We start from the raw sequence: 15,753 nt of genomic DNA, 5'->3' as shown, positions 1-15,753 counted from the left end.
ACTCCTGCTTTTGGTAATCAAATCATGTATGTTAATGACTATCGTCACTTTTGTATAAATTGGTTGCTATACCTTTACCTCATATATATGGCTAATATGACTACACCATCCGAGATACAATTTTTACACGGACCTCAATCACGACTAAAAGAATTTAAATTTGCCTGGCAAACTATAATGGATCTGTTTAACGGGTTAAGAGGCTTGCATTTTATTGGCCCCTGTATTACGGTATTTGGGTCCGCACGGTATAAAGAAGATCATCCATACTATTTGTTGACACGCAAAGCAGGAGCGGCCTTTGCCAAACTGGGTTTTACCATACTAACAGGCGGTGGCCCCGGCTTAATGGAAGCTGCCAACAGGGGCGCTAAAGATGTTGGAGGCCGGTCAGTAGGTTGTAATATTAAGTTGCCTGTAGAGCAGCAACCCAACCCATACCTGGATAAATGGGTGTATATGAAGTATTTTTTTATTCGGAAGGTGTTACTGGTAAAGTACTCATTTGCATTTGTGGTAATGCCCGGGGGCTTTGGCACCTTGGATGAATATTTTGAGGCGTTAACGCTGATACAAACCCGTAAGATCAACGATTTTCCCATCATCATATTTGGTAAAGAATATCACCGGGAACTAATTGAGCATATAGAGGTAATGCGAAAAAACAACACCATTGGAGAAACTGACGATAAACTTTTTTTAGTGACCGATGATATTGATGAAGCGGTACAACTTATTCTTGAAAAGAGCATTAAAAAGTATGGCTTAAGGCCGCAAAATAAATTTAAACCATTTAAATGGCTGTTTGAAAGGTGGTGAGTTTAGTGAATTTTTCAGTGCATGCGTAGGTAACACCTGTCGTGATTTTTCTATCTGCAAAGTGCATCGCAATTTGTGAAACTTATTAAATTAAAGTGTCGTATAACTCTTCAATACGATAAACAACTTTAATTTGAAAGCGCCTTTCCATACCTGCCTGTTAATTGATGATAATCCGCTGGATAATTATATTAACACCATTTTGATAAGGCATTATCACTTTGCAGATCAGGTTATAACATTGGAATCTTCTCTGGATGCTTTAAAATACATCGGAAATGGCGCCATTAAGCCCGATATCATTTTTATCGATATAAGAATGCCAAAGATGGATGGATTTGAGTTTATCAAGGAGTATATCAAATTGGATAATGTTAACCCGGCCACTGAGTTATTTATACTATCTGCTACCTGTAACCCAAGCGATATAGCACGGGCAGAAAACAATAAATATGTAACCAGGTTTATCGAAAAAACTTTGACCGGCGAGAAATTGGCTGACATAGTAAATAACCACCAGGTTGCGCCAATGTATCACACTATGAATAACCCTGACGGTGCAAATTCGCTATCTGCTTAGCGTTTTTACATATCATATAACAAAAAAACCTCTTAGTATTTACTAAGAGGTTTTTTTGTTTATTTACACTCAGCCTACTTAAACAACTTTTGTCCAATAGTGCTCAAATACAATTTACAGTTCATCCAGGTATGGGCACCTTCTGATTCCATGAACTCATATTTTATTTTTTTCTCGTCTAAAACTTTCATGTAGTCTTTTATAACTCCGTTTAGGCTATCCTCTTTACCTACGGCCATCCAAAACAGTTTTAAGTTTTTATTGGCTGCTGCGGGGTCTTTAAATATTACTTCGTTATTGGTTTCAAACTCATTTTTAAGCATTCCCGGTGCAAAGCCGCATACCCAGCTAAACAGGTTTGGATTGTTTAAGCCAAAATATAACGATGTACCCCCACCGCCCGAAAAGCCCGCAATAGCGCGGCCGGCAGGTTGATTTATGGTACGGTAGTTTTTCTCAACAAACGGCATCAGGTTACCCATAAAGTCTTTTTTAAACTCTGCCAGGTTTTCCTTATTGCGCAAGCTGCCTGATGATTTGCTGATAACCGGGTAAGCACGGCCATAAGGCATTACAATGATCATCGGGGTAGCTTTGCCATCGGCAATCAGGTTATCTAAAATAAAGTTGGCGCGGCCCACTTTGGTCCAGGTTTCCTCGGTATCGGTAGTGCCATGCAATAAATATAATACCGGGTACTTTTTGTTAGGATTTTGCTCATAACCCGGCGGCGTGTAAACTACAACCGGGCGTGTGCCCAATTCTTTAGAAGTATAGTATCGGTAAGAAACCGTGCCGTGCGGTACATTTTTTATAGCATGTACCAGCGGGGTAGGGCCCGGTACTTCCATAATGCTGTTTTGAAAACCCTCGTTAGGAAATATCATAGAGTTGGCAGGATCGGCCACTTGTACGCCATCTACAATAAAAGCATACGGATACATATCAGGCTTAACCGGCCCAAAAGTAACTGACCAAACACCATTGGCTCCTTTGGTAAGTGCCTGGTTGCCTTTTACCATTTGCGTAGTTACTTTAACATCCTTGGCGTTTGGCGCGCTTATGCGCAGGGTAACCATGTTGTTTTTATCTGCTTCGTGCGTTTCAAAGGGTGGTGGAGAACCGGGCTGGGCAACTGCTTTGATGCCCATGCTTAGCATAAACGCTAATGAAAATAGGGTTAAAATGCCCCTGTTAAATTGCTTCATAATGATTGATTCTGTTATTTGGTTTAATTGATTGGTTGTTACCAATATCGAAATATTTAGGAAATAAAGCGAACATTTTTTGTATCGATCAGCTATCGGCTAAGGTTTTTTACTACATTTAAAAAATATACCAAAAACAACCAATACATATAATGAAAGTATTTAACCAGCTTCTATTAGCAGCAGTTCTGCTTTTTAGTGTTAAAAATGTTTCCGCACAAAGCCAAACCATAGCCTTAAAAAGCCCGGATAGTCGTTTAATAATAACCATATCATCAACAGATAATAAATTGATGTACCTGGTTAAAGCTGGTGGTGCAGATATCATCAAGCAATCCGCATTAGGTTTAACTATTGATGGGGTAGATTTGGGTGCCAACGCTAAAATTACCGGTAAACCGGTATCGGGCAAAGTAAACGAAAGCTATACCGTTTTAGGTAACCATACCAAAGTAAGTAACCGTGCCAATGAGTTGGAAATTCCGGTTACGGCCTCAGGTAAACAATATAGCTTGTTTGTGAGGGCGTATAATGATGGCGTGGCTATTCGTTATTCACTTCCGGCTGATCCTAAACATATTGATAAAGAAAGTACCTCGTGGGTGCTGCCTGATAATATTACCAAAATTGCCTGGGCCGATTATAGCCAAAGTTATGAGGCGTATAATCATTTAACGGCTATAGACAAAATGCCGGAGGGTAAAACTATTATGGCCCCGGTTACTTATGAAACCAATGGCAACTACGTTTCAATTACCGAGGCCGATTGCGAAAGTTTTTCGGATATGGCATTGATGCGTACCGGCAATACTTTTAATGTGTATTACCCCTTTGCAAAAACAGGGTGGGATGTAAAACCATACACCGGCACGGATAAGCGCGTGCTTATTGGTAAGTATAAAGGAAAAGATGTTTCGCCCTGGCGTACTATGATCATAGCCAAAAACTTAAATGACCTGGTAAATTCAGATCTGGTGATGAATTTATGCCCGGCGCCTGCCGCGGGGTCTGACTTTTCATGGGTAAAACCGGGCAAAAGCTTATGGCAATGGTGGAGCGTAGGCTCGCCAAAATATGAGGACCAAAAAAACTGGTATGATGCAGCCGTTAAGTTAAAGTGGGAGTATTATTTGGTTGATGACGGATGGCGCAACTGGAAACAACCGGGTAAGGACCAATGGCAATTGTTAAAAGAGGTGGTAGATTATGGCAAAAGTGTAGGCGTAAAATCTATTATATGGGTCGATTCAAAAGAGTTCCGTAAAGCGCCTGAAAGAAAAGCATACCTTGATAAGGTGAAAGCATTAGGTGCAGATGGTATTAAAATTGATTTTATACCCGATGCCACTGCCGAGATCATGCAATGGTATATGGAAACCATGCAGGAATGTGCCGACCTTAAATTATTGGTAAATTTTCATGGCAGTGTTAAACCTACGGGTTTGCGTCGCACCTACCCAAATGACATTACCCGGGAAGCAGTACGTGGCAATGAATACCAAATGACCCGCTATCGCCGTGTAATGACGGCAGAGCATGAGGTGACCATACCATTTACCCGCTATTTGGCAGGAGCTGCTGATTATACACCGGTTATATTAAACCCTAAAGAATTGGCGACAGTTAAATTTACCTGGCCGCATGAATTTGCGCAGGCTATTGTGTACTTATCACCTGTTACTCACTTTACAGACCAATATAGCTTTTATGTAGAGAGCCCTATGCTTGACCTGTTTCAGCAGATACCTACCACATGGGACGAAACCAAGGTGCTATCATGTACCGAGATGGGCCAGGTTGTTGCATTTGCACGCCGTAAAGGCGATACCTGGTGGATAGGGGTAATGAATGGTGATACCGAAAGAGAAGTTAAGATACCGCTTGATTTCCTGAAGAAAAAGAAACAGGCTACCCTGATATATGATGCTGCCACTAATACCGCTATTGACCGAAAAGAGCAAACGGTATCAGGTAAAGATGTGTTGACCATAAAATTAAGATCGGGTGGTGGTTTTGTAGCTAAAATGTAGCTAAGCAACATTTTAGTGTAATAAATAATGATTATTACAGAGTTGTTACTCATTTAGGCGAATACTTTACCTTATAACTACATATAATTGAGTACCTTTGCAGCCACATAGATGAGACAACTTAAAATAACCCAGTCGATCACCAATCGCGAATCGCAATCGCTTGATAAGTATTTAAGTGAGATAGCCAAGGTAGATCTGATCACTGCACAGGAGGAAGTAATACTTGCTCAAAAGATCCGCGAAGGAGACCAGGCCGCCCTGGAGCGTTTAACCAAAACAAATTTACGTTTCGTAGTTTCGGTAGCTAAACAATATCAAAATCAAGGACTTACATTAGGAGACTTAATAAACGAAGGTAACTTAGGTTTAATTAAAGCCGCAAGGCGATTTGACGAAACTAAGGGATTTAAATTTATTTCGTATGCCGTTTGGTGGATACGCCAATCTATATTATCAGCCGTTGCCGAGCAATCGCGTATAGTAAGGTTGCCGCTTAACCAGGTAGGCTCATTAAGTAAAATACGTAAATCGGCATCAAAGTTGGAGCAGCAGTTTGAACGTGCACCTACGCCCGAAGAATTAGCTGAAGACCTGGAAACTACTTCCGAAAAAATTGCTGATGCACTATCAAACTCGGGCCGCCACGTATCTGTTGACGCGCCATTTGTAGCCGGTGAAGAAAACACTTTGCTGGATGTTTTAATGAGCGGAGACGCCGAAACTGACAGCGAATTGATGATAGATTCATTAACGCAGGAGATCAAACGCTCATTAGGTATTTTAGCCGAGCGCGAGAGACAGGTTATTGTTTTATTCTTCGGATTAAACAGCGTTGCTTCACATTCATTAGAGGAAATTGGCGAGAAATTTAGCCTGACCCGCGAACGTGTAAGACAGATAAAAGACAAAGCGCTGATGCGTTTACGTCAAAACTCAAAATCAAGGTTATTGCAATCGTATTTGTAATAGTTCTTAAACAGTATAAAAAAACCGCCTCATATTTTTATGAGGCGGTTTTTTGTTTTAAATGCAGTATAACTTAAACCAGGTCAAATCGGTCGGCATTCATCACTTTGGTCCATGCGGCAACAAAGTCGCGCACAAATTTATCACCGGCATCGGCACTGGCATACACTTCGGCTACGGCACGTAGTTCCGAGTTTGAGCCAAATACCAGGTCGGCACGGGTGCCTGTCCATTTAACCTGTCCGGTAGCACGGTTGCTGCCTTCATAAATTTCTTTATCCGGTGAAGTAGCTTTCCAGGCCGTATTCATATCTAACAGGTTTACAAAAAAATCGTTAGTAAGCATACCCGGCCGAAATGTAAACACACCATGTTTTGATCCGTCAAAATTGGTGCCCAGCACACGCATGCCGCCTACCAATACCGTTAGCTCAGGCGCGGTAAGGTTAAGCAAATGCGCTTTGTCTATCAGCAATTCCTCGGTTGATACAGAAAATTTGGTTTTGCGGTAGTTGCGGAAACCATCGGCAGCAGGCTCCAGGTAACCAAATGATTCTACATCGGTTTGTTCTTGCGAGGCATCCATTCGGCCCGGGGTAAACGGAACAACTGTAGAATGACCGGCAGCAGCAGCAGCTTTTTCAACCCCGGCACAACCCGCCAACACGATCATATCTGCCAGGGATATTTTTTTACCGTCTTGCCGGGCAGCGTTAAAATCGATTTGGATATCTTCAAGTATGCCCAATACTTTTTGTAATTGTACCGGGTTATTTACCTGCCAGTAACGTTGCGGGGCAAGGCGTATACGTGCACCATTGGCACCGCCACGTTTATCTGTTCCGCGGAAGGTAGAAGCAGAGGCCCAGGCGGTTGAAACCAATTCAGACACACTTAAACCGGAGCCTGATATTTTAGATTTTAAGGAAGCAATATCGTTGTCATCTATCAGCTTGTGATCTACCGCCGGGATAGGGTCTTGCCAAAGCAATTCTTCCTGCGGTACATCAGGGCCAAGATAGCGTGCCTTTGGCCCCATATCGCGGTGCGTTAATTTATACCATGCACGTGCAAACGCATCAGCAAAGGCATCAGGATTTTCTAAAAAGTGCCTGGATATTTTCTCATAAGCCGGGTCAAACCTTAACGCCAGATCGGTAGTAAGCATAGTTGGCAGGTGCTTTTTGTTACTGTCATAAGCATCCGGGATAATAGCCTCGGCATTTTTGGCTACCCATTGATGTGCACCCGCCGGGCTTTTAGATAACTGCCATTCAAACTCAAACAGGTTTTCAAAAAAGTTATTGCTCCATTGAGTTGGGGTTTTGGTCCAGGTTACCTCCAGTCCGCTGGTGATGGTATCCGGTCCTTTGCCTGATCCATAATTATTTTTCCATCCTAAGCCTTGCATTTCCAGGTCAACAGCTTCGGGTTCTTTTCCAACATTATCTGCCGGGGCGGCACCATGTGTTTTACCAAAAGTATGTCCGCCGGCTATTAGGGCAACAGTTTCTTCATCGTTCATGGCCATACGGCCAAAGGTGTCGCGTATATCTTTAGCTGCCATAATAGGGTCAGGGTTGCCATCTGGTCCCTCGGGGTTAACGTAAATCAGGCCCATTTGTACAGCCGCCAGTGGTTTCTCCAGGTTACGGGTATGTATATCGCCATCGGCATCATCGTCAGATACCAACACGCCATGGCCTTCAACACCCGGTGAGCCGTGCGCATAGCGCAGATCGCCGCCCAGCCAGGTAGTTTCTGAACCCCAGTATACAGATTCATCAGCCTCCCAAACATCTGCCCGCCCGCCGGCAAAGCCAAACGTTTTAAAGCCCATTGATTCCAGTGCTATGTTACCGGTAAGTATCATCAAATCGGCCCATGAAATTTTATTGCCATATTTTTGTTTGATGGGCCAAAGCAGCCTGCGTGCTTTATCCAGGCTAACATTGTCGGGCCAGCTGTTTAGTGGTGCAAAGCGTTGTAAGCCCGCACCGCCTCCGCCACGACCATCGCCTACGCGGTAAGTACCGGCACTATGCCAGGCCATACGTATAAATAAACCGCCATAATGCCCAAAATCTGCAGGCCACCAATCCTGCGAATCAGTCATCAAGGCATGAAGGTCTTTTTTTAATGCTTCCAGGTCAAGGCTTTTAAAAGCTTCGGCGTAGTTAAAGCCTTTATCCATGGGGTTTGAAGCCGGAGAATTTTGGCGTAAAATATTTAATTTGAGTTGGTTGGGCCACCAATTATGATTACGGGTGCCACCACCGCCAACATTATTTTTCATACTGCCATTATGAAATGGACATTTACTGATGTCGTTTGAATCATTTTCCATAGTTGTAAGTTTATTTGGTGCAGATATTGGCTGAATTGATTGCCATCTATACAAACTTATAGCATTAATAAGCTAATAGCAAATCATTTAATTCTATATCCAATAACTAAAATCTATTAGATGTATTTGAATATTATTCATAATAACAGGAATAAAATTTATAGTTAATTAAAAATATCTTTATATATAATTGACCAACCTTTTATAAATAAGATATATATGAAGTTTAAATTGCTTGTAGCCCTGGTTGTGGCCGCTATGCCTTGTAACTTTATAGTGCTTGCACAAACCGCACCTAAGCGCCTTGTTGCTAATCCCACTACCAAAGTATTAGAGGCAGAAGCCACCGGCCCTGTATCAGCTGCGGCTAAAACAGCGGTTAGTGCAGCTTCCGGTGGTTATGTAATGGGTTTAGCCAAAGCCGGGGATGGCATCACCTTTAAAAATGTGAAGGCAGCACAACAATTGGCCCTGCATTATTCGTCTGTAGGGGTAGGTGTGCTGGATGTTGCGGTTAACGGACAACTTAAACAAAAGATCAATACGCACTCATCAGGAAGCCTTACCAATTCGTTTTTAAACGCGGTTGTTAGCGTTAAAATCCCGGCAGGTGCAACGGTGGCTGTAACTTTGGCTGCTAATGATATGGCAATTAATATAGACCAGGTTGCAATCGGCACAGATTTAAAACTACCACCTGATATATGGAACTTACCTGAGTTACCTATTGCCACCGGCCCTTATAAACCGAGTTGGAAAGAAATAAGTGAAAACTATATGGCTCCCGACTGGTGGCGTGAAGCTAAGTTTGGCGCGTGGGCGCACTGGGACCCACAGTCAGAACCTGAACAGGGCGATTGGTATGCGCGCAAGATGTACCAGGAAAATTCGCCTGTTTATAAGTTCCATGTTAAAACTTACGGGCATCCGTCTGTATTTGGTTATAAAGACATCACCAATAAATGGGTAATTGATAAGTGGGACCCTGAGGCTTTAATGAATTTATATGTAGATATGGGCGCCCGATACTTTATGGCAATGGGTGTGCACCATGATAATTTTGATAATTGGGACTCTAAATACCAACCCTGGAATTCGGTAAACATTGGCCCTAAAAAAGATATAGTAGGGATTTGGGAAAAGGTTACCCGTAAACACGGGTTACGGTTTGGTATCGGTTTTCACAATACACCCCCGCGTACATGGGGCCAATTTATGCCGGTTAGATACCTAAGCGATAAAAACGGTGACCTAAAAGGGGTGCCTTATGACGGTTTGAATACTATTGCAGATGGCAAAGGCAAATGGTGGAACGGCTATGATCCGGTTGATCTGTACGGGCCAGCACATACGTCAAAAGATGACCCTTTACGTTCGCCTTTTGCTAACCAGTTTATGTGGCGCATTGATGATGCCATTACCAAATATCATCCGGATGTGATCTATTTTGATGAACATGGCGGCGACTCGCAGGTTGATTTGGGCGTACACATGGGTTTAGGATTTTTAGCACCACAATTAATAGCCAATTACTACAACAAATCTCTTAAATGGAACAATGGCAAAATGGAGGCTGTGGTAAATTTAAAGGGAATAGGGGGCAGATATAATAGCTTTCAGAACAGCAAGGAGCTATTGCCTTACGTAGAACATTCGCTGGTAAAAAGTTCTGAAAAGATCATCGAGCGCGAAATTATGGCCTATCCGTTCCAAACAGAAGAGTCCATTTCAGAGTGGCATTACCAAACCGGGCAAAAGTACCTAAGCGCGGCCGAAATTGTGAAGATACTTTTAGAAAACGTTTGCCGTAATGGTACGCTGTTACTTAATCTTACCCAACATAACCGCGGCGACCTGGATGCCAATGTGATACAATCCGCTAAGGATATAGGCGCATGGTTAAAAGTTAATGGTGAAGCTATATATGGCTCGCGCCCTTTTGAAGTACATGGTGATACCTCCGTATATTATACCCGCAACAAGGGTAAGTTGTATGCTGCATTCTCTAACTGGAAAGATGCCCCCATCAAATTAAAAGCTTTGGCTACCAATGGAGCAACTATTGGAAAAGTTACCAAAGTTGAATTGATAACTGCCGGTCAGCCCATTACCTTGCCATTTGTACAAAATGAGCAGGGGTTAACTATAACGCCATCAAACCCGGCTGGTTCGTTTGCGGGAATTGAAGACGCCACCCTGGCATCAAAATATAAAGTTATCAGAATTACCCACGATAAAACCTGGATAAATGATGACGACCCCGGCGTAAAGATGGCAAGCGGCTGGTTTAGGCAAAGTAATTTGAACAAGGGTGATTTTAACAACGATTTAACTACCAGCGACGTTGTTGGTGCAAAATGGAGCTTTTCATTTGCAGGAACAGGTGTTGCTGTAGTGTCCCCAAATCAAAGCGGTGCCGGAAAATTTGAAGTGCTGATAGATGGAAAGTCTGCCAAAATTGTTGACCTGTCAAAAATAACAGGAAAGGAAAATCAACAGGTAGTATATCAATCAGGTAAACTGGCTGCAGCAAATCATACCATTACCATAATCAATCGTGGAGGTGGTGTAGTGGGCATTGATGCTTTGATCGTTACAAAATAGTATATACAGTTCTTTTCAATAATTGATTGTTTGTTTAGCGCCGTTATTTCATAGAAATACGGCGTTTTTTTGTTTTAATCGCATTATTGCTACCGATGCAAAAGAAATATTTTGGTTAACCTTTGTAAGAAATTTAGCCCACCCGCTACTTATTGTTAAATTGTTAGTACTTGGAAAAAGAATTTTTAAAATCGGTTAATGAGCATCAGGGCATATTGTTTAAAATATGCCGTATGTATTGTACGGATAACGATGATGTAAATGATCTTTTCCAGGATATGCTGCTGCAATTATGGCAGGCATGGCCTACGTTTAAAGGCGCTTCTAAACTGACCACCTGGATGTACCGGATATGCCTAAACACGGCCATAGCCCGGTTAAGGAAAAGCAACCGCAGCCCGGTCCTTCAAACGTTAACATCGGCACAACATAGCATGCCCGATGTTGGGCCGCAACGCTTAGATATTTTATTTGATAACGAGCTGCAAGCCGCTATTGATGGTTTGGACAGGATAGATAAGGCTTTAATAATGCTGTACCTGGATGAGAAAAGCTATAAGGAGATAGCTGAAATTATGGACCTGACAGAAACTAATGTGGGTGTTAAACTAAACCGTATAAAAACTAAACTAAAAGAAAGGATGGGAGCCTGATATGGAACTGGATGATTTAAAAATTAACTGGCAAAAGGAGTCGACACAAAATTTAGAACATAATAAACAAACTATGGAACAGCTACAAATGATCCTGAAAGAGAAAACCAATCTTGCCCTGTCAGGTATGAAATTTAAGTATAAACGGATAGTTATCATGCTTTCGATAGGGTTATTAGCAAATGCCCTGTTACAGCCCTTTATGCACTTTTTATTGGGCGATGGCGGGCCTGTTTTCAGAATAACCAACGCAGGTTTATTGTCAATAATTACCTTAATAAGTTTGGGCCTGGTTGTTTTAATCTTTTATTGGATAAAGTACAGGTCAGTGCCGGTTAATACGGTTAATAGCAACCTGCAAGTAACCTTGTCTCAAAATATTAATGGCCTTAAAAAATCCTTAAAGCAGGAAGTAGTCTTTATAATAGCCTTATTTGTTATCCTGTTTATTGTTGCCCGTATTACATCCCAGTATTTGGGCAATGGTGCCTTTGGTGATATTTTCCATACCGATATTATGCTGGCTTTAGGTGCAGCGGTTTTAATGTTTGCTTTTTACGTGTATAAACGGGTAAAATTTTATAACCGTAACATCAGTGAATTGCAGCAATATTTAAACGAATATAAAGCCAACATCAGTTAACTTAAACAAGAAAGCCTCCCGGTATCGGGAGGCTTTCTTGTTTAAAAATCAATTTTAATTGGCTTCTGTGCTGTCGCGCAATGCTTTTATTTCATCATGCGCTTCGGTTAACTCGGCTAAATGGTCGTTTAACATATCCCTTATATAAGCCGGTATGTTTTCTTCCAAGGCAGCGTCATACGCCTTTAAAATGGCGTCCTCACCAAATTCGCATTCTTCTAAAATACTATGGGTGCTATGGCCGGTAAAAGTAGTTTTCAGGTCTATCCAGGCACGGTGAATTTTGCCACTTGTGCTGGTATCGGTTTCTATATCGCTGCCCAATACTTCAACCTCTTTAGCCAACTCCATTTTAAACCGGCGGCTTTGATCTATATAACTTAAAAATAAAGTTTTAAGGCCGGCCGCTGTGGCTTCTTCCTGCACACCTTCTTCCTGCAATTGCTTTAAAGCATTTTCAAATCCTTTGGTTCTGTCATTATTAATTTGAACCAGGTCGTTCAAAGTTTCAATTAAATCATTATTGTTATTTTCCATGGCTAAATAGTTTTTACCAGGTATACAGTAACAACTGTGCCAATTTTTTAATTGTTAATAATTTTAACATAAAATTAACAGTTTTACTTTCCTCTGAATTTGGATATCAGCCATACAATAAGAATCACAAAGAATACTACTGCAAATATCCCAAAATACGCGCCTGCTTTAAATATGTCGCCGATAACCGAGCATCCGCTTAGAGCCGTTATGGCCGCAACGAAAAATAATACGTTTAATTTTTTCATGGTTTTAGTTGTTTATATTTTTTATACAAAAACTAAGCCTTATTGCATTTCGCAAAAAATCACCTTTAAGTAATGGTTTTATTGTTTAACAGATTGCTATAATTGTACAGCAATACATACACAACCTATGGGGCAGCCTTTAATTAGTTTACACCACATTACCGTACGCTCAATAAACCACACCATTTTCACCAATTTGGATTTTGCGGTAAATAAAGGCGAGAATTGGGCATTGATAGGCGAGAGCGGATCGGGCAAAAGCGCGTTGTTGCATACTATTGCGGGTAACCTAAATGTAACTAATGGCGAGGTAGCTTATAATTTCCCTGAAATTAAGGGGGTATCCTACAAAAAGCAAATAGCCCTGGTTGAGCCGCGGCACCATTTCAGGAACTTATCCAATACTACCGATTTTTATTACCAGCAACGCTTTAACTCGTTCGATTCGGAAGATTCGCTGACGGTTGAGCAATATTTGTCAGGCGTTAACCACCCGGCTAACGTTTATTGGACGTATGATAAAACCGTTGCCCTTTTAAATTTAAAGCACCTGCTGAGTAAGCAACTCATCAAACTATCCAACGGCGAAACCAAACGCTTACTAATAGCTGCAGCATTACTTAAAAATCCACAGCTGTTATTGTTAGACAATCCGCTTACCGGGCTGGATGTGCAAACCCGGCAGGAGTTTAATGGTATTATCAAAGAGATCATAGCATCAGGCATTACCATCGTTATGGCTACATCGCCCTACGAAGTTCCGGAGGGAATAACCCATATTGCCCTATTAAAAAATGGTGGGATAGCGCAGACATTAACTAAAGATGAATACAAACCCAGTTTAGTTATTGGTAAGGATGATGATCAAATAGATAAAGATGAGTTAAAGTCATTGTTAGCCGACCAGGCTATTACCCCATACCACCAGATCATTACCATGCAAAAGGTACATGTACAATATGGCGATATCGTCATATTAGATAACATCAACTGGGATGTAAAGCCCGGCGACAGGTGGGCATTACTGGGCCATAACGGTGCAGGCAAATCAACCCTGTTGAGTTTAATTAATGGTGATAACCCGCAGGCCTATGCTAATGATATTATACTGTTTGACAAGAAGCGCGGCACGGGCGAAAGCATTTGGGATATTAAAAAAAAGATAGGCTTTGTATCGCCCGAGTTGCATCAATATTTCCCAACGGATAATAGTTGTTTGCAGGTCATTGAATCGGGTTATTATGATACGCTGGGTTTGTTCCGAAAAAGCAGCCCTGCAAAAGCAGAAACTGCCCTCCGCTGGATGAAAGCTTTAGAGATAGATAAATACGCCCGCACTTTATTAAAAAACGTCCCCGCCAGCGCGCAGCGGTTATGTCTGCTGGCCCGTGCCCTCATCAAAAACCCCGACCTGCTGATATTTGACGAACCCTGCCAGGGCATGGACACCCATCAGCAACAACACTTTAAAAACCTGGTTGATACCATTTGCAGCATGAGCAAAGTTACCCTGATATATGTAACCCATTACCAGCATGAGATACCGGATAGTGTAACCCAAGTTTTGAAGTTGGAGAAGGGAAGGGTGGTTGAGTAGTCAATGGTCATTGATCAATAGTCATTGGGCAATTACAAATCATGTAACCCCTGAATTATCAAAATCATAATTTTTACTCCAAAATCATGGTTAACACATTTTTATATCAAAAATATTTAAAATCCTGATTATCAATTAATTAAAAATTTAAAATTCAAAAAAGTGTTAAGTTGTGTAAACCCACTTTAAATTTTCATTTTATGATTTTCATAATCCATGTAATCTTTAAATCAAAATACTACCTTTCGCCTTTATCCTTTCACCTTTAACCTCCCACTACGTATATTTGTACATGAATACAGCCGATCTGTTACAGCGCGCTTCGCGGTTTGAGTTTTTGAGCATTGAAGAGGGAATGTTTTTGTATGAACATGCATCCACACCCGAGCTGATGTATGTAGCCAATGAGCTGCGCAAAAAGCAAGTGCCGCATGGCAAAGTAACCTGGCAGATAGACCGTAATGTAAACACCACCAACGTTTGTATAGCTAACTGTAAGTTTTGCAATTTCTTCCGTCGCCCCGGGCACGAGGATAGCTATATAACCGATATTGAAACCTATAAAACCAAGATAGAAGAAACCTTCCGCTTTGGCGGCGACCAGCTATTACTACAGGGCGGCCACCACCCTGACCTAGGTTTACAGTTTTATACCGACCTGTTTAAACAGCTTAAAGAATTATATCCAACCCTAAAACTTCACTCATTAGGTCCGCCGGAGATTGCGCACGTAGCCAAACTGGAAGGCATGAGCCATATTGAGGTACTAAGGGCCATGAAAGCCGCAGGGTTGGATTCATTACCCGGCGCAGGTGCCGAGATACTGAACGACCGTGTGCGCCGCCTGATATCAAAAGGTAAATGCGGTGGTAAAGAGTGGCTGGATGTAATGCGTGCGGCGCATCAATTGAACCTGCCAACATCAGCCACCATGATGTTTGGCCACGTAGAAACGTTGGAAGAACGCTTTGAACATTTGGTATGGATACGCGAGGTGCAATCCGAAAAACCTGAAGGCGCTTATGGTTTTGTAGCCTTTATCCCATGGCCGTTCCAAGATGATGGTACGTTGTTGCGTAAAGTGCGCGGCATCACCAACAACGTTACCGGCGACGAATATATCCGCATGATAGCATTAAGCCGAATTATGCTACCTAATATTAAAAACATACAAGCCTCATGGCTTACGGTAGGTAAACAGGTAGCTCAATTATGCCTACACGCAGGTGCTAATGATTTTGGCTCTATCATGATAGAAGAAAATGTGGTATCTGCCGCAGGTGCACCGCACCGTTTTACCGCTAAAGGCATACAAGAATCTATCAAAGAAGCAGGATTTGAGCCACAATTGCGCACCCAAAAGTATGAGTGGCGCGATGTGCCTGCACAGTTAGAGGAGCAGGTGATCAACTACTAATAAGCCTTCATTTGGATGTTATATAGAATAACTATATTTGTCATAAAATAAAAAAAGAGAAGGTATGCTTTTGGGAGGCATACCCTATAGGCTACTAAATT

13 protein-coding genes are annotated in these 15,753 nt (G+C 41.8%); 9 read left to right on the top strand and 4 right to left on the bottom strand.

Features of this window, described 5'->3' with window-relative positions; genetic code table 11:
- Positions 1 to 96 precede the first annotated feature (96 nt).
- Positions 97 to 819, top strand: a complete 723-nt coding sequence (locus ACYVJ6_RS11905) for an LOG family protein (protein WP_460694287.1) — start codon at positions 97 to 99, stop codon at positions 817 to 819.
- Between the two features lie 133 nt (positions 820 to 952).
- Positions 953 to 1,399: a response regulator gene (locus ACYVJ6_RS11900; RefSeq protein ID WP_460694286.1), complete on the top strand. Its 447-nt coding sequence runs from the start codon at positions 953 to 955 to the stop codon at positions 1,397 to 1,399.
- Positions 1,400 to 1,473: 74 nt separating this feature from the next.
- On the opposite strand, the gene ACYVJ6_RS11895 is transcribed toward ACYVJ6_RS11900, so the two are convergent.
- The gene (locus ACYVJ6_RS11895) at positions 1,474 to 2,607 is read right to left on the bottom strand and encodes an alpha/beta hydrolase (RefSeq protein ID WP_460694285.1); all 1,134 of its coding nucleotides are present in this window, start codon (positions 2,605 to 2,607) and stop codon (positions 1,474 to 1,476) included.
- A 152-nt stretch (positions 2,608 to 2,759) separates the two neighbouring features.
- Here ACYVJ6_RS11895 and ACYVJ6_RS11890 point away from each other — a divergent pair, with 152 nt between their 5' ends.
- Complete coding sequence (locus ACYVJ6_RS11890) at positions 2,760 to 4,637, top strand: glycoside hydrolase family 97 protein (RefSeq protein WP_460694284.1); 1,878 nt, start codon at positions 2,760 to 2,762, stop codon at positions 4,635 to 4,637.
- A 111-nt stretch (positions 4,638 to 4,748) separates the two neighbouring features.
- Positions 4,749 to 5,606, top strand: a complete 858-nt coding sequence (locus ACYVJ6_RS11885; protein ID WP_460694283.1) for a sigma-70 family RNA polymerase sigma factor — start codon at positions 4,749 to 4,751, stop codon at positions 5,604 to 5,606.
- A 73-nt stretch (positions 5,607 to 5,679) separates the two neighbouring features.
- On the opposite strand, the gene katG is transcribed toward ACYVJ6_RS11885, so the two are convergent.
- A complete protein-coding gene (gene katG, locus ACYVJ6_RS11880) occupies positions 5,680 to 7,953 on the bottom strand; it encodes a catalase/peroxidase HPI (RefSeq protein WP_460694282.1) in 2,274 nt (757 codons plus the stop codon).
- A gap of 219 nt (positions 7,954 to 8,172) precedes the next feature.
- Between katG and ACYVJ6_RS11875 the strand changes: the two genes are divergently transcribed.
- From ACYVJ6_RS11875 to ACYVJ6_RS11865, 3 genes are all read left to right on the top strand, one after another.
- Positions 8,173 to 10,557 carry an alpha-L-fucosidase gene (locus ACYVJ6_RS11875; RefSeq protein WP_460694281.1) on the top strand — a complete coding sequence of 795 codons (2,385 nt, stop codon included), beginning with the start codon at positions 8,173 to 8,175 and terminating at the stop codon, positions 10,555 to 10,557.
- A 170-nt stretch (positions 10,558 to 10,727) separates the two neighbouring features.
- Entirely contained in the window at positions 10,728 to 11,210 is a 483-nt protein-coding gene (locus tag ACYVJ6_RS11870; RefSeq protein ID WP_460694280.1) for an RNA polymerase sigma factor, read from the top strand.
- Positions 11,211 to 11,283: 73 nt separating this feature from the next.
- Positions 11,284 to 11,853, top strand: a complete 570-nt coding sequence (locus tag ACYVJ6_RS11865) for a hypothetical protein (RefSeq protein WP_460694279.1) — start codon at positions 11,284 to 11,286, stop codon at positions 11,851 to 11,853.
- A 54-nt stretch (positions 11,854 to 11,907) separates the two neighbouring features.
- On the opposite strand, the gene ACYVJ6_RS11860 is transcribed toward ACYVJ6_RS11865, so the two are convergent.
- Together ACYVJ6_RS11860 and ACYVJ6_RS11855 are read right to left on the bottom strand one after the other, a co-directional pair.
- On the bottom strand, positions 11,908 to 12,390 hold the full coding sequence (locus ACYVJ6_RS11860) for a PA2169 family four-helix-bundle protein (RefSeq protein WP_460694278.1): 483 nt from the start codon (positions 12,388 to 12,390) through the stop codon (positions 11,908 to 11,910).
- An 83-nt stretch (positions 12,391 to 12,473) separates the two neighbouring features.
- On the bottom strand, positions 12,474 to 12,638 hold the full coding sequence (locus tag ACYVJ6_RS11855) for a hypothetical protein (protein WP_460694277.1): 165 nt from the start codon (positions 12,636 to 12,638) through the stop codon (positions 12,474 to 12,476).
- A gap of 127 nt (positions 12,639 to 12,765) precedes the next feature.
- Here ACYVJ6_RS11855 and ACYVJ6_RS11850 point away from each other — a divergent pair, with 127 nt between their 5' ends.
- Together ACYVJ6_RS11850 and mqnC are read left to right on the top strand one after the other, a co-directional pair.
- Positions 12,766 to 14,235, top strand: coding sequence for an ATP-binding cassette domain-containing protein (locus ACYVJ6_RS11850; protein ID WP_460694276.1), 1,470 nt, complete (start codon positions 12,766 to 12,768; stop codon positions 14,233 to 14,235).
- A 292-nt stretch (positions 14,236 to 14,527) separates the two neighbouring features.
- Entirely contained in the window at positions 14,528 to 15,652 is a 1,125-nt protein-coding gene (mqnC, locus tag ACYVJ6_RS11845; protein ID WP_460694275.1) for a cyclic dehypoxanthinyl futalosine synthase, read from the top strand.
- The last annotated feature ends 101 nt before the right edge of the window (positions 15,653 to 15,753 follow it).

It is taken from the genome of Mucilaginibacter puniceus, assembly GCF_054783175.1.
This window is presented reverse-complemented; position numbering and strand designations above follow the sequence as displayed.